Annotated in this window: 16 protein-coding genes; 9 read left to right on the top strand and 7 right to left on the bottom strand. The window is 64.1% G+C overall.

Annotated features, from left to right (window positions below; genetic code table 11):
- Nucleotides 1-36: 36 nt before the first annotated feature.
- Nucleotides 37-1,281: an MFS transporter gene (locus A3AG_RS0116675; RefSeq protein ID WP_018006521.1), complete on the top strand. Its 1,245-nt coding sequence runs from the start codon at nucleotides 37-39 to the stop codon at nucleotides 1,279-1,281.
- 124 nt (nucleotides 1,282-1,405) lie between these two features.
- On the opposite strand, the gene A3AG_RS0116670 is transcribed toward A3AG_RS0116675, so the two are convergent.
- The gene (locus tag A3AG_RS0116670; RefSeq protein ID WP_018006520.1) at nucleotides 1,406-2,293 is read right to left on the bottom strand and encodes a LysR family transcriptional regulator; all 888 of its coding nucleotides are present in this window, start codon (nucleotides 2,291-2,293) and stop codon (nucleotides 1,406-1,408) included.
- A 126-nt stretch (nucleotides 2,294-2,419) separates the two neighbouring features.
- Between A3AG_RS0116670 and A3AG_RS0116665 the strand changes: the two genes are divergently transcribed.
- From A3AG_RS0116665 to A3AG_RS0116645, 5 genes are all read left to right on the top strand, one after another.
- Nucleotides 2,420-3,667, top strand: coding sequence for a MalY/PatB family protein (locus A3AG_RS0116665; RefSeq protein WP_018006519.1), 1,248 nt, complete (start codon nucleotides 2,420-2,422; stop codon nucleotides 3,665-3,667).
- 139 nt (nucleotides 3,668-3,806) lie between these two features.
- Nucleotides 3,807-5,231, top strand: a complete 1,425-nt coding sequence (locus tag A3AG_RS0116660; RefSeq protein WP_018006518.1) for an amino acid permease — start codon at nucleotides 3,807-3,809, stop codon at nucleotides 5,229-5,231.
- Nucleotides 5,232-5,238: 7 nt separating this feature from the next.
- Nucleotides 5,239-5,451, top strand: coding sequence for a DUF7706 family protein (locus A3AG_RS31710; RefSeq protein ID WP_018006517.1), 213 nt, complete (start codon nucleotides 5,239-5,241; stop codon nucleotides 5,449-5,451).
- A 189-nt stretch (nucleotides 5,452-5,640) separates the two neighbouring features.
- Nucleotides 5,641-6,912 (top strand): Zn-dependent hydrolase, encoded by a 1,272-nt coding sequence (locus A3AG_RS0116650; RefSeq protein WP_018006516.1) that lies wholly within the window; start codon nucleotides 5,641-5,643, stop codon nucleotides 6,910-6,912.
- 30 nt (nucleotides 6,913-6,942) lie between these two features.
- Nucleotides 6,943-8,166, top strand: a complete 1,224-nt coding sequence (locus A3AG_RS0116645) for a diaminopropionate ammonia-lyase (RefSeq protein WP_018006515.1) — start codon at nucleotides 6,943-6,945, stop codon at nucleotides 8,164-8,166.
- A gap of 41 nt (nucleotides 8,167-8,207) precedes the next feature.
- Here the strand turns inward: A3AG_RS0116645 and A3AG_RS0116640 are convergent, their stop codons facing one another.
- Complete coding sequence (locus A3AG_RS0116640; protein WP_018006514.1) at nucleotides 8,208-8,672, bottom strand: Lrp/AsnC family transcriptional regulator; 465 nt, start codon at nucleotides 8,670-8,672, stop codon at nucleotides 8,208-8,210.
- Between the two features lie 243 nt (nucleotides 8,673-8,915).
- On the opposite strand from A3AG_RS0116640, the gene A3AG_RS0116635 reads away from it, so the two are divergent.
- The gene (locus A3AG_RS0116635; protein WP_018006513.1) at nucleotides 8,916-10,094 is read left to right on the top strand and encodes a M20 aminoacylase family protein; all 1,179 of its coding nucleotides are present in this window, start codon (nucleotides 8,916-8,918) and stop codon (nucleotides 10,092-10,094) included.
- A gap of 452 nt (nucleotides 10,095-10,546) precedes the next feature.
- Here A3AG_RS0116635 and bcsZ read toward each other — a convergent pair whose 3' ends face one another.
- The 4 genes from bcsZ to A3AG_RS33435 form a co-directional block, all read right to left on the bottom strand.
- Nucleotides 10,547-11,728 (bottom strand): cellulose synthase complex periplasmic endoglucanase BcsZ, encoded by a 1,182-nt coding sequence (gene bcsZ / locus A3AG_RS0116630; RefSeq protein ID WP_026164242.1) that lies wholly within the window; start codon nucleotides 11,726-11,728, stop codon nucleotides 10,547-10,549.
- 263 nt (nucleotides 11,729-11,991) lie between these two features.
- The gene (locus A3AG_RS0116625) at nucleotides 11,992-12,972 is read right to left on the bottom strand and encodes a Bug family tripartite tricarboxylate transporter substrate binding protein (protein ID WP_018006511.1); all 981 of its coding nucleotides are present in this window, start codon (nucleotides 12,970-12,972) and stop codon (nucleotides 11,992-11,994) included.
- 47 nt (nucleotides 12,973-13,019) lie between these two features.
- Entirely contained in the window at nucleotides 13,020-14,024 is a 1,005-nt protein-coding gene (locus tag A3AG_RS0116620) for a uroporphyrinogen decarboxylase family protein (protein WP_026164241.1), read from the bottom strand.
- A 14-nt stretch (nucleotides 14,025-14,038) separates the two neighbouring features.
- Nucleotides 14,039-14,584, bottom strand: coding sequence for a cysteine dioxygenase family protein (locus A3AG_RS33435; RefSeq protein WP_026164240.1), 546 nt, complete (start codon nucleotides 14,582-14,584; stop codon nucleotides 14,039-14,041).
- A gap of 99 nt (nucleotides 14,585-14,683) precedes the next feature.
- On the opposite strand from A3AG_RS33435, the gene A3AG_RS0116610 reads away from it, so the two are divergent.
- A complete protein-coding gene (locus tag A3AG_RS0116610; RefSeq protein ID WP_035849031.1) occupies nucleotides 14,684-15,601 on the top strand; it encodes a LysR family transcriptional regulator in 918 nt (305 codons plus the stop codon).
- 234 nt (nucleotides 15,602-15,835) lie between these two features.
- Here A3AG_RS0116610 and A3AG_RS0116600 read toward each other — a convergent pair whose 3' ends face one another.
- Nucleotides 15,836-16,372, bottom strand: a complete 537-nt coding sequence (locus A3AG_RS0116600) for a dihydrofolate reductase family protein (RefSeq protein WP_018006506.1) — start codon at nucleotides 16,370-16,372, stop codon at nucleotides 15,836-15,838.
- Between the two features lie 331 nt (nucleotides 16,373-16,703).
- Here A3AG_RS0116600 and A3AG_RS0116595 point away from each other — a divergent pair, with 331 nt between their 5' ends.
- Nucleotides 16,704-17,618 (top strand): LysR substrate-binding domain-containing protein, encoded by a 915-nt coding sequence (locus A3AG_RS0116595; RefSeq protein ID WP_018006505.1) that lies wholly within the window; start codon nucleotides 16,704-16,706, stop codon nucleotides 17,616-17,618.
- Nucleotides 17,619-17,622 lie beyond the last annotated feature (4 nt).

The following is a 17,622-nucleotide window of genomic DNA, read 5'->3' as shown; positions in this document are numbered from 1 at the left end:
GCTACCGCTCTGTGCAAGGGGCGGCCAAATACTAATATGACCAAGTACAACACCCAACCAGCCCTCGACGCATCCGATCTTCTCCCCGACCGCGTCCAGAGCGGCAACATCTGGCGCTTGTCCATCGCCCAGGCACTGGCTGGCGCCAACTCGGTGGTGGTCTATGCCACCGGCGCCATCGTCGGCGACATGCTGGCGCCGATCCCCATGCTGGCTACGTTGCCCATTTCCATCTTTGTGGTGGGCATGGCGGCGTGCATTTTGCCCATCGGTGCGGTCTCCCGCAGATATGGCCGGCGCGCTGCCTTTCTGGTGGGCACCGGGGCCGGTGTATTGACCGGCCTGCTGGCCATGCTTGCTGTCATCCTGGGCTGGTTCTGGCTGTTCTGCCTGGCGACCTTCTTTGGCGGCAGCTACGCCGCCGTGGTGCTGTCGTTTCGTTTTGCGGCCGCCGATGGGGTTGCACCCGCCCGGCGCGCACGGGCACTATCGCTCGTCATGGCAGGTGGCGTGGCCGCGGGCGTGGTGGGGCCGCAATTGGTGACCTGGACCATGGATCTGTGGCCACGGCATACGTTTGCCACTACCTTCCTGGTGCAGGCACTCGTGGCAGCGCTCTCGGCGCTCGTCCTGCTCGGGGTAAAGCTACCTCGACCCAGCGTTGCAGAAATGGCCAGCGGCCGGCCGCTCACCGAAATCGCACGGCAGCCGCGTTTCATTGCCGCGGCGATCTGTGGCGCGGTGTCCTATATGTTGATGAACTTCCTGATGACTGCCGCACCGCTGGCAATGCATATCTGCGGGCATCCGCAGGCCTCCGCCAACCTGGGGATGCAATGGCATGTCATCGCGATGTACGCGCCGAGTTTCTTCACGGGTTCTCTGATTGCGCGATTCGGAGCAAGCCGCGTGGCGATCGTGGGCCTGGCGCTCACCGGGCTGTCTGCCGCCGTCGGACTTGGAGGCGTCGACGTGGCACACTTCTGGGCCACGCTGATCCTGCTCGGCCTTGGGTGGAATTTCGGATTCCTCGGCGCATCGGCGCTGGTGCTGGAGTGCCACCGCCCCGAGGAGAAGACGCGCGTGCAGTCCCTCAACGACTTCATCGTCTTTGGCCTGATGGCGATCGGCTCTTTTTCCTCCGGCGGCCTGTTGTCCGCCTATGGCTGGAAAACAGTGCTGTGGGTCTCCTTCGTTCCGCTGGCGCTGGCCTTGGTAGCGCTCGCCGTGGCGATCAGAAGGAACAAGGCCCTTGCCGCCGAGCACCAAAGCATGGCGTGAGATTGCATAGACCGGGCAGCATGCTGCCCAGTCTATGCTCACAAGCCCTGTCTCCCTTCGGCGATCTGGCCAAGCTGAACATCGGAAAGCAGATGGTGCAGGGTGATTCCGACCCCTCCACCGCCTAGCGTCCCGATTGCCGCGCCATCTCGACAAATCCCGCAACGTAGGAGATGCCTTCGTCGCCGCGCCGAATGCCCAGATGGATGTGCTTGCGGATACCGTGCTTCCCCAGGCGCAAGGTCCGCAATGGCATGCTCGCGCCTTCCTCTTCCACCAGCCAGTCGGGCAATACGGAAACGCCGCGACCGGCGGCAACGAGCTGCAGCATTAGGTCTGTCACCTCAGCGGTGCGGTGGCGTCGCGGCTGGCAATGCGCCGGGACCAGGAAGCGGGTGTAAATGTCGAGACGCTCGATGCTGACCGGGACCGTGATCAACGTTTCATCCACCAGATCCTGTGGCCTGATGTAGGGCTGCGACGCCAGCGAATGGGTTTCGTGAACGACAAGCACCAGTTCGTAGTCGATCACCGGCGTGAAAACCAGCTCCGGCAGCTTGACCGGGTCAGGCGTGATCAGCAGGTCGATCTCGTGCCCTAGCAAGGCAGCGACGCCGTCGAACCGGAAGGAGGTTCGGACATCGAAGTCCACGTCCGGCCACGCGGCCAGGTAATGCGGCGTCAGCCGCGCCAGCCACTTTTGGCACGGGTGGCATTCCATGCCGACGCGCAACGCACCGCGGCGTCCCTCGGCGAAGTCCGCAAGAATGCGCTCGGCGTGATCCAGCTGGGGCAGCAGGCGGTCGGCCAGCGCGAGCAGGTATTCGCCCGCCTGCGTAAAGCGCAGGCCGCGGCCGCTCTTTGTCCAGATCTTTACGCCGTGGTGGTCTTCCAGTTTCTTGACCATGTGCGACAGCGCCGATTGCGTGACGTTGAGCTTTTCGGCGGCGGCGGTGACGCTGCCGGTACGGCTTACCGCGACCAGTGCCGCGAGATGTTGGCGATCCAGCACGCATGACTCCCGTTCATTGGTTCATGAAAAGATACCATTTTTTTTCATGTATGGGCGTTGCTATGCTGGCCTCCATCGAACCATCTGGCGCCCTTCGGCGCCTTTCCATAGCCAGACAAGGAAGTCATGAAGGTCAATGCAACGGCAGTGCAAGGCGAGATGTCGGCTGGGGCAGCCGGCCGCGCAGCCAGCGTTTTCGACGAGGTCATCGACCGCGCGAAATCGCATTCCATGAAATGGGCCATCCCTGAAAAACTCCTCGCGCCGGACGAGGCCGCGGCGAAACCCTTGCCGATGTGGGTCGCCGACATGGATTTCCGCGCGCCGCAAGCTGTCATCGACGCGCTGCACGAGGCGGTGGCGCATGGCATCTTCGGCTACCCCGGTGGCGCGACCGACAGCTACGTCGATGCCGTGGTCGCGTGGCAGGGCAAGCGCTTCGGCTGGGAGGTGGCAAAGGAATGGGTGGTGCAGACCTCCGGCATCATCACCACTCTGAAGACCGCCATCCAGGCATTCTCCGCACCGGGCGATTCGGTGCTGATCCAGCCGCCTGTCTATGCGCACTTCCATAACGACGTGCTGATGAACGGCCGCCATCTCGCCTTTGCGCCGCTGGAGCGCACCGAGGACGGCTACCGCTTCGACCCGGCCGTCTTTGAAGCGGCGATCCGCGAAGATACGAAGCTCTTCATCCTGAGCAATCCGCACAACCCCACCGGCAATGTCTGGTCGGAAGACGAACTGCGGACCATGGGTGAGATCTGCCTGCGACGCGGCGTGCTGGTCATCTCGGACGAGATCCACCAGGACCTGATCATCAATCCGGAGAAAAGGCACATCCCCTTTGCCTCGCTCGGCGAAGATTTTGCCCAGCACAGCATCACCTGCACGGCGCCCAGCAAGACCTTCAACCTGCCGGGCTTGCAAAGCGCGAACGTGTTCGTGCCGAACCGGCGCCTGCGCGACGAACTGCGCCGCCAGTACGACCGCAATATGTTCCCGCTGGTCAATACGCTGGGCATGGTTGCCGCAGAGGCGGCCTATGCTCACGGCGAACCATGGCTCGAACAGATGCTGGCGTACCTGCGCGCCAATCACGACCATTTCCGCGAGTCGGTGCATCGCGCCACGTCACGCGTCCAGGTGCTGCCGGCCGACTCGCTCTACCTGGCATGGATGGACTGCCGCGGCCTCGGCATGGACGCGCCGTCGCTGGACAAGTTCATGCTGACCCGGGCTCGCCTGTGGCTCGACAAGGGCCAGAAGTTCGGCATCGAGGGTCACGGCTACATGCGCGTCAACCTGGGATGCCCGCGCGCGACCGTGGATGAAGCCATCGGCAGATTGACTGCCGCCATCGCCGGACTCTGATCCGGCTCAGCGAACGCAAGACGAAGCCAGCCGGCAGTCGATGGAAAAGGAGCCATCGGCTGCGGACGGCGCTCGCCCGTCGCAACAGCCACCCACAACGACAAGCATCACAAAGAGATGTACCAAAGGAGACAGTGCAATGCGCAGCAACATCGACGCTCAGTCCTATGAACAGGAAGAGCTGAAACGAGATCTGAAAAGCCGCCATATCCAGATGATCGCCATCGGCGGAGCGATCGGCACCGGCCTGTTCTATGGGTCATCGTGGGCCATCAAGACCGCGGGTCCGGCGATCATCCTGACGTACCTGGTCGCCGCCGTGGCGATCTACTTCGTCATGCGGGCGCTGGGCGAGATGGCGGTCGAGGAGCCGGTCTCCGGATCCTACATTTCCTATTCGAACCGCTATATCCACCGGTTTGCCGGCTTCCTGAACGGCTGGAACGCCTTTATCTTCCTGCTGGCAACCAGCGCGGCCGAGCTGAATGCACTGGGCAACTACGTGCATTTCTGGTTCCCGACCATGCCGATCTGGGTGACCGCGCTGATAGCCGTGTCGGTCATGTTCTGCGTCAATATGATCGGCGTGAAGTTCTACGGCGAGGCAGAATTCTGGTTCGCGCTGATCAAGGTGACCGCGATCGTCGCCATGATCGTGTTCGGCGTCGGCATGATCTTCTTTGGCCTGGGCAATAATGGCGACCCCATCGGCCATCACAACCTGGTGGACCATGGCGGCTTCTTCGCCAAGGGCATCGGCGGCATGGTGCTGTCGATCGTCATGGTGGCGTTCTCGTTTGGCGGCATCGAAAATCTCGGCCTGGCTGCCGGCGAAGCGAAGGATGTCAAGACCACCATGCCCAAGGCCGTCAGCGCGACGTTCTGGCGGCTGCTGATCTTCTACGTCGGTGCCATTGCGGTGCTGCTGATGATCTTCCCGTGGACCTCGCTAACCGCGAAGGGCAGCCCGTTTGTCGACGTCTTCACCAGGATCGGCGTGCCGGCGGCGGCCGGGGTCATGAACCTGGTGGTCATCACCGCGGTACTGTCGGCCGTGAACGCCAGCGTGTTCACTAACAGCCGGACCTTCTACAACCTGGCGCTGCAGAAGAACGCACCGGCGTTCCTGGGCACGGTCAACCGCCGCAATGTGCCATCGCGCGCTATCATGCTGGTGTTCGCCACGATGTTCGCGGGTGTCTTGCTGAACTACCTGATGCCGGAGAAGGCGTTCGAGCTGTTTTCGTCGATCACGGTGTTCGCGCTGGTGTGTGCCTGGACCTCGATCGTGGTCAGCCACCTGCGCTTCCGCAAGCTCAAGATCCAGACCGGGCAAGCGGACAGCCTGTCCTACAAGATGCCTTTCTTCCCGTATGGCAACTACATTGCCCTGGTGTTCATCGCCGCGGTGCTGGTCTGCATCGCGATCCTGCCGGATATGCGGATGTCGCTGATCGTCTCCGCGTCGTGGGTCGCCATCGTCTTCGTCGCCTACAAGTTCTACACCAGGGAACAGCAGCCGGCCCTGGCCGAGGCGCCCAATGCGGGACCGGGGATGCAATAGGGCGGTGATGGCATCAACTTTCCAACTAGCGCTCGACGAGCGGCGCGCAGCCGCTCTGTCCAGGTTGCTCCGCCATGTGACCTGGTCGGATTTAAGCGCATATGCCAGCGATGTCGAGGAAGCCTTGCTGATGCGCGACGCGCTCGACACCATCGGCCGGGCGCTGGTGCTGGGAGAAGCTGGCCGCACCGTGCGGCGCGGTAGCTCGCGCAGACGGTAATGTGCTGCGCATTGCACTACGCAACGCCGCACCCACGCCGCCGCGGAGATTGCACCGTTGTTGCGTTTGCGTGCCGGGGATAGGGCGCGTGTTTCATCCCGCCGCCTCTACCATTGACGTTATCACCCCCGTTGCAACGTCCAGGTCTTCCGCACCAGCGTCCCGGGGGCCGACCGACATGGAGAGTGAATGGAACACACCCCCTCCCGGCGAAACCCCCTATCGCTGGACGGCGCACGGCTGCTGGCTCAGATCCGGGCGCTTGGCGAAATCGGCGCCGACCCCGAAGGCGGCGGCCGCACCCGCATCGCGCTGACCGACGCCGAGAAAGCCGGCCGCGACCAGGTTGTCCAATGGATGCGCGAGCTGGATCTCGAAGTTCGCATCGACCGCATCGGCAACGTCTTCGGCATCCTGCGCTCGGCGGCCGATGATGGCAGCCAGGCGCCGCTGATGACCGGCTCGCATATCGATACCGTCACCAATGCCGGTGCGCTCGATGGCTGCTACGGGGTGCTGGCCGGGCTCGCGGTGGCGCGCGCTTTCCGCCAGGCCGGCGTCACGCCGAACCGTTCCATCATGATCGGTGCCTTCACCAACGAGGAGGGCATCCGCTACCAGCCCGACATGATGGGCTCGCTGGTGTATGCCGGCGGGCTGCCCGTGCAGCGGGCGCTCGACACGGTCGGCACCGACGGCACGAGGCTTGGCGACGAACTGGCGCGCATCGGCTATGCCGGCGACATGGAACCCGGCGCCGTGGTGCCGCACGAGTACATCGAACTCCATATCGAACAAGGTCCGGTGCTGGAGGCCGAGGGGACGCAGATCGGCGTGGTCGAGAACTTGCAGGGGATTTCGTGGCAGCAGGTGACGGTACAGGGCAACGCCAACCACGCCGGCACCACGCCTACCCGCCTGCGGCACGATGCCGGCTGGGTGGCTGCCGCGGTAGTGGCGTTCCTGCGTGAACTGGCGAACGCGTCGGATGGCACCACGCTGGCGACAGTGGGGTGCCTGCGCGTCGAGCCCGGCGTGATCAACGTGATTCCGCGCAAGGCGGTGTTTACGGTCGATCTGCGCGATCCCGATGAAATCCGGCTGAAACGTGCCGAAGCACGGCTGGCGGAATTCCTGGCACAAGTCGCCGAAGCCGAGGGTGTCACGATCCGCACCGAGCCGCTCGCGCGCTTCGAGCCGGTGAGCTTCGATGCCGGCATCATTGCCGCCATCGAAGCCTCGGCGGCGCGCTTTGGCTACACGCATCGGCGCATGACCTCCGGTGCCGGCCACGACGCCCAGATGATCGCGCGCATCGCCCCCGCGGCAATGATCTTCGTGCCGAGCCGCGGCGGCATCAGCCACAACCCGCGCGAGCACACCGACGACGACCAGCTGGTAATGGGCGCGCAAGTGCTGCTTGATGTCATCCTCGCCCGCCTTGGGCATACCTCTGAGTGAATCCCTTCTCCAATGACCGCAGATACCCCCATGCTGACCATTAATTCCCGCGCCCACCTGTGCGACTATCCGGCCGAGCTGAGGCAGCTGATGAGCATCGCCGAAGCCGGGCGCAGCCTCGCGTGGCTGTCGCACTGGGACCAGCTCAACGCCGGGCTCACGCCGCTGCGCGAACTGCCCGGCCTGGCCGCGAGCCTTGGCATCGCGCAGTTGAGCGTCAAGGACGAGTCGGCCCGCTCGCCGCTTGGCAGCTTCAAGGCGCTCGGCGCTCCCATCGCGCTGGTGCGGCTGGTGCTGCGCATGTTTCCGGAGCGCGAGCTCGATCCGTTCGAACTGATCGCCGGGCGCCATGCCGCGCTGCTGCGTGACTTCACGGTGATCAGCGCCACCGACGGCAATCACGGCCGCGCGCTCGCCGCGGCGGCGCGCAGCTTCGGCTGCCGGTGCGTGATCGTACTGCATGCGAACGTCAGCCAGGAGCGCGAAGACGCGATTGCGGCCTGCGGTGCGCGCATCGTGCGCATCGTCGGCAACTATGACGAGTCGGTCGAGGAAGCCGCGCGGCTGGCCGCGGCCAATGGCTGGACCGTTGTGTCCGACACCTCTTACGAGGGCTATCAGGACATCCCGCGCGACGTGATGCAGGGCTACGGCGCCATTGCCGCGGAAGTGCTGGCGCAGCGCGACGTCGCGCCCGGCCAGCCATGCCCGTACACGCATGTGTTCCTGCAAGGGGGCGTCGGCGGCTTGGCCGCCGGCGTGGCCAGCTATCTGTGGGAGCGCTTCGGTGCCGGCCGGCCGAAATTCGTCGTGGTGGAACCGGCGCAGGCAGATTGCCTGTACCAAAGCGCGCTGCAGGGGCGCCCCGCGCGCGCAACCGGTTCGGTCGACTCGGTGATGGCGGGACTGGCCTGTGGCGAGACGTCGCCGCTGGCCTGGCGCTTCCTGGAACCCAGCGTGGACGTCTTCATGACGATTGCCGACGACGATGCCGTGACCGCCATGCACCGTCTCGCCAGCGGCAACGACGGCGACGTGCCCGTGGTCGCTGGCGAATCCGGAGCGGCCGGCGTCGCGGGACTGGCGGTATTGCGCGCGCAGCCGGCGCTGTCCGCAGCGGCCGGACTAGATGCTGGTTCGCGCGTGCTGGTGATCAATACCGAAGGAGCCACCGCTCCCGTGGTCTACCAGCAACTGGTAGGCGAATCGGCGGATTCCGTCCTGGCGCGCCAGGCCGCGTGGACGGCACGCTGAGCCACGCGTACTGACAAGACACGATGCATGATCGAGCCCATTCAGGGCTCGATCGCCACACCGAGCGACACCTTGGCCCGCTGCATGGCGACGTGTGTCTTGAAGTTCTTGACGTTGCCCGAGACAAAGAACAACTCGCGCGTCAGGCGCTCGTACTCGGTCATGTCGGCCACGGCCAGCACCAGCAGGAAATCGAAGTCGCCAGTCACGTAGTACACCTGCTGGACCTGCGGGCAGTCGACGAAGCGCTTGCGGACCTCGTCCAGCAGGTCCAGCCGCTCGTTCTCCAGCGTCACCTCGACCAGTACCGTGATCATCTTGCCGACCTGTGCGGGATCGACCACGGCGGTATTGGCGACGATCACGCCATCCGCTTCCAGCGCGGCGATACGCCGGTTGACGGCAGACGGCGACAGGTTGACGGCATCGGCCAGCTGTCGCTGCGAGAGCTTGTTGTTGTCCTGCAGCAGTCGCAGCAGCTTGCGGTCATACGCGTCGAGTTGCATTGCCCGTGGTCCTCTTTGCGCGCGGGGCTGTGGCCCCGCGCATGGCATGGAACGGCTATTTTCGCATCCCAGGCCGAGCATGGCAGCATCCCCGGCGCCATCTCGTTTGAATCGCGACGTTTTGCCGGGGCAACGGCCAGGCGCGCAACGATGTCCCGAATAGATCCCGTGGAACCGGACATCGTTGCAGCGGGCAGCCCTTATGATCGGCCATGCCTCATGTTTTCTCTTGCGGACCGAATCATGATTCCTGACGACGACCTCGCTGCACAGCTCAAGTCCTGGCGCCACGCGCTGCACCGCTGCCCCGAGACGGGCTTCGAGGAATGGCAAACTGCGGACTTCATCGCTCGCGTGCTTGGCGAGATGGGCATGGAAGTGCATCGCGGCATCGGTGGCACAGGCGTAGTGGCAAACCTGCGCGCCGGCTCAGGTACCGGCGTGATCGGGCTGCGCGCGGACATGGACGCGCTCGCCATTCAGGAAGACGCGCCGGGACGCGCCCATGCGTCTGCCACGCCCGGCAAGATGCACGCCTGCGGCCACGATGGCCATATGGCGATGGTGCTGGGCGCCGCCAGACTGCTCAGCGAACGCCGCGATTTCGAGGGTACGGTGCGCTTTATCTTCCAGCCCGCCGAGGAGCATGGGCGTGGCGCCAAGGCAATGATGGCGGATGGCCTGTTCGAGCGTTTCCCCGTGGACGCCATCTTCGGTGCGCACAACATGCCCGGGCTGCCGGCTGGCAGCATCGCCACGCGCGCAGGCGGCATCATGGCCAGCGAGGACAACTTCGTGATCCACGTGAAAGGGCGCGGCACGCATGCCGCGCGGCCGCACATGGGGGTCGACCCAATCGTGATCGGCGCCGAGATCGTCCTGGCGCTGCAGACCATCGTATCCAGAAACCTCGATCCCGGCCTGCCCGCGGTGATCTCGTGCACCGAGTTCATCACAGATGGCATCCGCAACGCCATTCCGACCAACGTGACCATCAAGGGCGATACGCGTAGCTATACGCCTGCGGTGCAGGCGCTGCTGGAAACCCGCATGCGCGAGATAGCGGAGGGAATCTGCCGGCTGCATGGGGCCGGGTGCGCCTTCACCTACTCCCATGAGTTCGCGCCGACGGTGAACTGGGAGCAGTGGGTGCCTTCCGCACTGGAGGCCGCCCGCAATGTCGTGGGCAGCGACCGCGTCGACGGCAACATCGCGCCGATGATGATCTCCGAAGACTTCGGCGCCTTCCTGCAGGCCGTGCCAGGGGCGTTTGTCTTTATCGGCAACGGCGAGACAGGAATGCCTGGCGGCGTTCCGCTGCACAACAGCGGCTATGACTTCAACGACGGAGTGCTGAGCGTCGGGGCGCGGTATTTCGCGGAGCTGGCTCGGGTGGCATTGCCAGTGCACCGGGGCGGATAGCATCGACTGGGCCTCACGCTCTAATACGACATCGACGCGCCATGCGCACGCGCCGTGCCCTTTGAAAGCCTGCCGCCGGAAAACCGGATAGTCTGGAAGCAGGCGGCCACACCGCAATCGTCGCTGTTCTGACGCTGCAGTAGATGCAGCCAGTTTCACGTGCTCGTATGCTGGCGGCAGGTCGCGCGGGCCGCCCCCTTCGTCGGCAGCCTCGTATCTTTCGCCGATGCCGAGCGCGAAGGCCGACGCCCCGTCAGCTTTTCGCCGTGCACCCATGGCGTTTCCCGATGCCGGTGCCCGGGTCAGCGCAGCCCGGCGCATGCGGCGCACGCCGACCGGGCCCCCCGGAGGCATCGACGGGCACGACGTGGATTTTGTTTCCGGCCATGGCTGTTTCCACGAAGATGCGATGCAAAGTGCATCCTGCGGCAGACGCATCCAGCCTTGCGCCATCACATGTCGAGCTGGCCCGAGGCGGAGAACCGGTAGCGCCCTTCCTTGAACCCAAGCCCGAACAGGCCCAGCACCGTGTCATAGTAAGTCGGGCCGCCGGGCCCCGACGGTGCGCCCACGATCTTCTGCGCACGTGCCATTTGGGCGGCCAGGGCGGGCGAGCCGGCGGCCTGCAGGAACGGCAGCAGCGCGGCGGAGAAAGCCGGCGGCCCGATGCCTTCGACCTTGCCGCTTTCCGCATACATGGTCTGCGGCGGCGCCGCACGGCCTGCCACGCGCGCGGCGTTGGGCAGCAAAGCCCGCATCAGGGGGCGCCGCGTACTGTCCTGCTGCGGCGTCATGCCAGCCCACAGGTAGACCCGCACGGCATCATAACTGCTGACGTCTCCCTTGACCGGATCGCGCACGAATCCCTGCCGGCGCCCCCCGGCGCGGTAGGCCGACCAGTCCGGCACGATGCCGGCATGGGACACCGCGCCGATCAGCCTGGCCGCCTGTGCGGCCAGCTTGTCCCACGGGCCGGACGGGTCGAAGGCGGCGAGCCGGCGCAGCAGCGGTACCGGCAGATAGCTGGCATTGAGGCGCCAGCGGCGCGAGCCGTCGGGGCCATCGTCGATAAACCCCTGCGGACCGGGCAGCATCATCGGGCCGAAGCCGGGCAGCATCGCCACCTCTTGCTCTGCCACCAGCCCCAGCAAGGCACGTGCCGCGTCAGCGTAGGAAGGGGCTTGCCACAGGCGCGCCGCCTCCGCCAGCGCGAACGCAAACCACAGGTCGGCATCGGCAGCCGGATTGCGGTCCAGCACGCCCCACGTGCCGTCGTCGCGCCGGCCCCACTGCCATGCCGGCAGCTTGTCGTCCAGGCGACCATCGCCAAGATGGGCCACGCTCCAGCGCCAGAGCCGGTCGAAGGTATCGCGGTCATCGGCGACCAGCGCGAACACCATGCCGTAGGACTGGCCCTCGGACGTGCTTTGCAACGTGGGCGTGGAGTAGTCGATGACGCGGCCATCCGTTTGCACGAAGCGCTCCAGGAACTGCCGGTAGAGCGGCCAGTGGGATGCGCGCCGCGTAGCAGGCGGCGCTTGGGCGCGCGTCTCGGTGGGCCATGCGGCGGTCAGCGCGCTGGCGCCGAGCGCGCAGGCATAAGTCACGTAACGGCGGCGGGCTGGGTTTGTCATGGCGAAGATGATGCACCGCTGTGCAGAGCGGGAGCGCACCGGGCGGCCCATCGCAGGCTCGGTTTCGAAAGAGTTTATGCCACAGCGCAGTGAGGGTACCTGTGCGGGGACAGCCGGCCCTGCCTGGGCGCCCGGTGGGTTTCATTTCAATGGATCATGGTTTTCTGGCCAGATCAGGGCGAAGCGACGCTCGTAAAGCGTTCAGAGCCACAGCTCTGAACGCCTTTGTCGCTCGAGGCCAAACGCACTGTGCCGCTGCCGTCCTATTGCAGTTGAATATTCGCCTGCTTCACCACCGTCCGCCATTTGCTCAGGTCAGCTGACAGCGTGCTGGCGAGCCTGGCTGGATCGCCCCCTAGCGGGATCGCACCCATCTCGGCCAGGGCTTTGGCGACGTCAGGACTCGTCAGTGCCCGATTGATCGCCGCGTTCATGCGCTGAACGATCGGTTCGGGTGTTCCCTTGGGCGCCAACACGGCAAACCACGTTGACGAGACGAGCAAGGGATGTCCCAGTTCCGCCGTCGTGGGAACATCGGGCAAGGCAGGAGATCGCTTTGCCGAGAGGATGGCCAGCGCCTTGACCTTGTGCGCTTTGACCTGGCCAATGATGCCCGGTACCAGTTGGAACATCACCTGGATGTCATTGGCGAGAAGATTCGTTGTGGCTGTCCCCGGCGCGCTATAAGGGACATGGGTCATGCTGACGCCTGTCTCCCGGTTGAACAACTCTCCCGCCAGGTGCATCGAGCTTCCATTGCCTGAGCTGCCATAGTTGAGTTCTCCATTGTGCGATCTGGCGTAGGCAATGAAGTCTGCCAACGCGTTCACCGGCAAGGTGTTGTTGACGACCAGAACGTTTGGCACCTCGGCAACCATGGAGACCGGTGCGAAGCTCGATTGGGGATCGAACGGCAGCTTACGGTACAGGCTGGGGTTGACGGCCAGTGTGCCAGCCCAGGAGAGCAGAAAGGTGTAGCCGTTCGGCTTTGCGGCGGCCGCGAGTCCGGCGCCAATGTTCCCGTTGGCCCCACCGCGATTATCGACGACAACGGTCGCATTCAGTTCCCGCTTGAGATTCTGCGCCAGCAGCCGGGCGATGGTGTCGCCGGTGCCGCCGCCAGCCGGCGCGGGAACGATCAGGCTGATTGGCTTGGACGGCTCTGGCCATGCATCGGCATAGCCTGCTTGCGCGGCCGCCAGCAGCGCGGCTGCAATGCTTACCTTGAAAACATGCTTGCACATGGTGTCTCCTGTTGTTGTACGTGCGCTGACATTGCGCTGCGTTATCGCTACAACGCTACCGTGTTGTGGTCGCGCGCTGCTTCCACAACGGCTTGGATGGCGCTATCGGCGGTCGCCACCGGCAGCACGCATCCGGGTCCGATGATCAGGCGCCGGCCGTCGGTCTGCTCGATGGCGTCCATGACCTCGCCGGCAATCTCCTGGGGGGTGCCGCGGACGAGCGTGTTGTGCTCGTTCAGCCCGCCCACCAGCACTTGCGAGAATTTCTGTCGAGCGCGCCGCAGATCCGGATCGGTCAGTCGATCATGCCAGTTGAACAACTGTACGGGGTAGCTGGAAAGCAGATCAAACATGATGTCATCGCCGTGGGCGTGAAGCATGTTGAACTGACAGCGGCCGCGCAAGGCTTCGAGTATTTCAATGTCGTACTTCGCACCGAAGCGCTCATATTCGGTAACGGTAAGAAGCCGGTGCGATGCAAGTTGGGTGGCCAGGAATATCCCATGCGCGCCCGCACGAATCGCGTCGAGACAGAAGTCGATGGTGACGTCGGTGATCACGCGCAGCGCGGCTTCGATGGCATCCGGGTTGCAGCGGATGTCGGCAAAAATGCCTTCCGTGGCGAGCTTGCGGGCTGTCGTTAGCGGGCTGAAAACCGTCTGCAGAATCGGTACCGAACCATTGAGACCGCGCGCGGCTTGCGCCAGCGCGATGTTTTGCTGTCCCCACGACCCGGCTCGCGCGTTGAGGTGCCGGATTTCCTTCCAGTCTTCCGTGCGCTTGACGGCGGCATTGGTCACGACCCGGGCGCCGTTGGTCGCGCCCGTATAGGCGGTAGCGGCGCCCCAGTCCTCCACACTGAAAGTGCCGGGAGGCATGAACTTCACGAAGTCGAACTGCCACTTTTCCTGCCACGCTATCGTATGCCGGGCGAGCTTCCCGGGGTCCGTATCCTCGACGGGGAAATGCCGCCAAAGCGAGACGGGAATCTGCTCCATGGCATCGCCGCGCAATATAGCGTCCATGCGTTTCCAGTGATCGATGTTCTTCACGATGGCAACTCCCTTCAAATAGTGGTGGGTTCCAGTAGCGGCAGGACGTTGTTGACGCCGTGACGCAGTTCCGTTGCGGGAACGCCGTATACGTGTACCGAGATGGCCGTTTCGCTGCGGCGATTGCGAATGCGATGAATTTGATCCAGGCCTGCACGGCCACAGCCGCCGTCGCCCGGTCCTTTTAAGCCACTGTTAACGGGGACCGCGCCGTGGCACGCGGCGTCGTATGAGAACCGCTCTTCGAAGAGTTCTCCCGAAACCACCGAGTAGGCGCACCAGCTGTGATGGGCATGTACCGGGCTGGCCTGGCCTTCCTTCCATACCAGGGCAAGAACGGTGTAGCGGCGGTCCGGATCGCTATGCAGGACATGGCGCGCATAGCTTTCTTCGCCTGGTGCGCGTTGCGCGTCCGGTAGCCAGACCCCTGAGCGGAAGGCCTGCTGGATGGCCGCGCGGACGGCGCTGACATCGGTATCCCGGGCGTTGTCGAGAATCTCGTCTATGGCGCTGGTGAAGACCGCCAAGGCGGCCGAGGGAGACTGCGTTGATTTGCACATTTGCGATTTCCAAAAGGTCGAGCACAATGCCGGCAGGCAAAGTCTGTCTGCGCAGACCCCTTTGGACAAACGAGTTGTGGCAAGACGAGAGTTTGAGAAATGCAAAGACTGATGCATTGCAGCATCATGGATTTGAAGCTTGTCGTGGCGATCGCGGATGCGGGAAACATGACGAAGGGGGGCGCGGCATGCTTCCTCGCGCCCTCGACGGCAAGCCTGCGCGTCAAGCACCTGGAGCAGGTGATTGGCACAAAGCTGTTCAGGCGGGAGGCGCGCGGGGTGTCACCGACCAGAGCCGGCCAGATCATGGTGGATCATTGCAGGCGCTGCCTCAGCGAACTCGAGGAGATGCACGTTAGCCTTGTGCCATTCTCCGAAGATGTCCATGCACAGATCGCCATCTACGCCAACAGCAGCGCGATAGCCAGTTTTTTGCCCGGCGACCTGCAAAGCTTCCTGCAGGCCCATCCCAAGGCGCGCATAACGCTTGAAGAGCACGTGAGCCGCGACATCCTCGTCGCCGTGGTCGAAGGACGTGCAGATATTGGCATCCTCACGCAGGCCGAGCCCCATCCCGACCTTGTGTACTTTCCCTATCGGGAGGATGAAATCGTACTGTTGCTGGCATCGTCCGAACAATGGGAGGAGCGCGAGCCGGTGTCGTTCCCGGAGTGCCTGCGCTTCCCGTTTGTCAGCCAGCAGAACGGCTCGGCCATTCACTCCTTCTTGCTCGCCAAGGCATCGGAACTCGGCAAACGTGTCGATGTGCGCATCCAGGTGGCAGGCTTCGCCGCAGTAGCGTCCATGGTTCGCTCCGGCGCCGGGGTGGCCCTGGTTCCGCGATCTGCCTTGGCGACCGTCAATTGCGAGGGGCTTCGCGTGGTGGCACTCAGTGATTCATGGGCGAAGAGAACGCTGAATCTGTGCGCACGCAAGGACGTGCTGGGTCCAAGAAGCTACGTCAGCGCGTTGCTGAACCTGCTGAGGCAAGGCTATGGCCAGGACGAAGATGGATGACGGGGGGCGCGCGCAGCGCGATGAGCATCATCGCGCCATCGATTTTCTTTTGCGCGCGCCAGGTTCATCTCGTCTTGCAAGGCCTGCTTGATTCCATGCCGCGGGGGCCGAGCAGGCCGATCGGAGAGGTAATGACGAGCGGGTAGCCCAGTTCCTAGGACGAGTCGGTCGAGGAAGCCGCGCGGCTGGCCACGGTCAACGGCTGGTGCAGCCCCGACACCACATCAGCACGACTCAGCGCAGCACGCGATAGGACGACTGCACCAGTCCCGAAGGGAAGTGGCGGCTCGACTCGAGCTTCAGGCTCACGTCGTGCGCCAGCGCGCCAAACAAGGGCCTGCCTGCGCCGATCAGCACCGGCACCGTGGTGACCACCAGGTCGGCGATCAATCCGTCGCGAAGGAAGGATTGCACCACCTGGCCGCCGTCGACGTAGACGCGCCGCACGCCTTCCGCCTCCAGTTGCGCCATCGCGTTCGCGGGCGTGGCACCCGAGAATCGCACCTTGCCTTGCAGCCCCTCGGGTACCGGCTTGCCGGCCAGTTGCCGGGACAGCACCAGCACCGGACGGTCGTACGCCCATTCGCCCATCGTGACTACCTTTTCATAGCTGCCACGGCCCATCACGATCGCGTCCTTGTCGGCGATGAAGGCTGTGTAGCCATGGTCTTCAGCGGGGTCATCCCGCTCCAGAAGCCAGCCGATGTCGCCATCGGGGCGGGCGATGAAACCATCGAGGCTGGTGGCAATGAAGACGTGTCCGGTGATCATCTCTCTTCCATTGAAATACGCCGGGGGCGTAGCGTTGGGATGTGGCTGCCGGGACGGCCCGAGAGCTGCCATCTTGGGCAAGTCATTATCAGCTTGTCAGGGGACCGATTTCTGGTCCGCGGCCCGGCCGTCGCGTTGTAGCAATCATAAGGCGCGGGCATTCCCGACACCATTGGTACAACACTTCCCGAACATGGCGCGGGCGATCTGAAATCGTGTCGCCCGGAGGATAGCGGCTTGCATAAAGGCGGGTCATAGGTATTCGGTCGGGCCTTTATACTGCGTATCCGTACCGCGACCAGGCGGCACCCGAGCAAGCCTTAGGCGACCTATGTCCGAGAAAGTCATAACCCACAGGATGATCGAGGCCTTTCGCGCTGCCATCGCGCATGGCGGGATGAGTGCAGGCGCCGATGCGCTCGGCATGTCCCAGCCTTCGATGAGCCGCGTGATAGCCGAACTGCAGAAGGCAGTCGGCTTCCCGCTCTTCCTGAAGCACGGCCGCACGGTGAAGCCGACCGAGGAAGCCCTTGCGCTCATGACAAAGGTCCAGCAATCTTTCCTGGGGCTGGACGAGATCATGAGATTTTCTGACCAGTTGCGCAAGCAGAAAATGGGACGGCTCTCCATCGCGACCATCCCGTCGATCGGACACTCGATCATGCCCGAGGCGATCGAGTACCTGCGAGGCAAATATCCGGATGTATTCATTACGCTCTCGGTGACGTCGTATGTCGAAGTCGCGCGTGCCGTACGCAATCGCCAGGCAGACATCGGCTTCACGGCGGATATTCTCTCCCTCGGCGATCTCGAGACCGTTGCGGAGTTCAGCGCTGATTGCGTTTGCATCGGGACCTGCAAATGGCTGTCGCCCCGGGCGGCCGCTGTCGAGTTGAAGGACCTTGAGGGCAAGCCCTTCGTCGGCCAGACCGGCACGTTCCAGAAGCGCCTGGACGCCTTGCTGGCGACCACGGGGGTGCAACTGGACATCACCGTGGAGGCCTCGCTGTTCCACTCCATGAGCGAACTGGTGCTGCGTGGCATGGGTGTTTCGATCGTCGATCCCCTGACCGGGGTGCTCCATCGGCAGCGTGGCGGGGTGGTGCTACCGCTGAGGCCGACGCTGAGCTATACGTTCTATGCCACCGCCATGAGCGATGCCCGACTTGGCAAGCCGGCCCGGGATCTGCTCCGATACCTGTCGACGGCAACGGCAAAGGCGCGGACTCATATCGAATCTGAATAGGTTG

It is taken from the genome of Cupriavidus neocaledonicus (assembly GCF_000372525.1).
Taxonomy (GTDB): domain Bacteria; phylum Pseudomonadota; class Gammaproteobacteria; order Burkholderiales; family Burkholderiaceae; genus Cupriavidus; species Cupriavidus neocaledonicus.
The sequence above is the reverse complement of the archived record's forward strand: the minus strand, read 5'-3'. Positions and strand labels throughout refer to the sequence as shown.

Excerpts from the sequence above, each read along its gene's own strand:
- A3AG_RS0116610 (WP_035849031.1), top strand. The coding sequence starts at position 14,684 with ATGCAAAGACTGATGCATTGCAGCATCATGGATTTGAAGCTTGTCGTG.
- A3AG_RS0116675 (WP_018006521.1), top strand. The coding sequence starts at position 37 with ATGACCAAGTACAACACCCAACCAGCCCTCGACGCATCCGATCTTCTC.
- A3AG_RS0116600 (WP_018006506.1), bottom strand. The coding sequence starts at position 16,372 with ATGATCACCGGACACGTCTTCATTGCCACCAGCCTCGATGGTTTCATC.
- A3AG_RS0116660 (WP_018006518.1), top strand. The coding sequence starts at position 3,807 with ATGCGCAGCAACATCGACGCTCAGTCCTATGAACAGGAAGAGCTGAAA.
- A3AG_RS31710 (WP_018006517.1), top strand. The coding sequence starts at position 5,239 with ATGGCATCAACTTTCCAACTAGCGCTCGACGAGCGGCGCGCAGCCGCT.
- A3AG_RS0116645 (WP_018006515.1), top strand. The coding sequence starts at position 6,943 with ATGCTGACCATTAATTCCCGCGCCCACCTGTGCGACTATCCGGCCGAG.
- A3AG_RS0116665 (WP_018006519.1), top strand. The coding sequence starts at position 2,420 with ATGAAGGTCAATGCAACGGCAGTGCAAGGCGAGATGTCGGCTGGGGCA.
- A3AG_RS33435 (WP_026164240.1), bottom strand. The coding sequence starts at position 14,584 with ATGTGCAAATCAACGCAGTCTCCCTCGGCCGCCTTGGCGGTCTTCACC.
- A3AG_RS0116640 (WP_018006514.1), bottom strand. The coding sequence starts at position 8,672 with ATGCAACTCGACGCGTATGACCGCAAGCTGCTGCGACTGCTGCAGGAC.
- A3AG_RS0116595 (WP_018006505.1), top strand. The coding sequence starts at position 16,704 with ATGTCCGAGAAAGTCATAACCCACAGGATGATCGAGGCCTTTCGCGCT.
- A3AG_RS0116635 (WP_018006513.1), top strand. The coding sequence starts at position 8,916 with ATGATTCCTGACGACGACCTCGCTGCACAGCTCAAGTCCTGGCGCCAC.
- bcsZ (WP_026164242.1), bottom strand. The coding sequence starts at position 11,728 with ATGACAAACCCAGCCCGCCGCCGTTACGTGACTTATGCCTGCGCGCTC.
- A3AG_RS0116625 (WP_018006511.1), bottom strand. The coding sequence starts at position 12,972 with ATGTGCAAGCATGTTTTCAAGGTAAGCATTGCAGCCGCGCTGCTGGCG.
- A3AG_RS0116650 (WP_018006516.1), top strand. The coding sequence starts at position 5,641 with ATGGAACACACCCCCTCCCGGCGAAACCCCCTATCGCTGGACGGCGCA.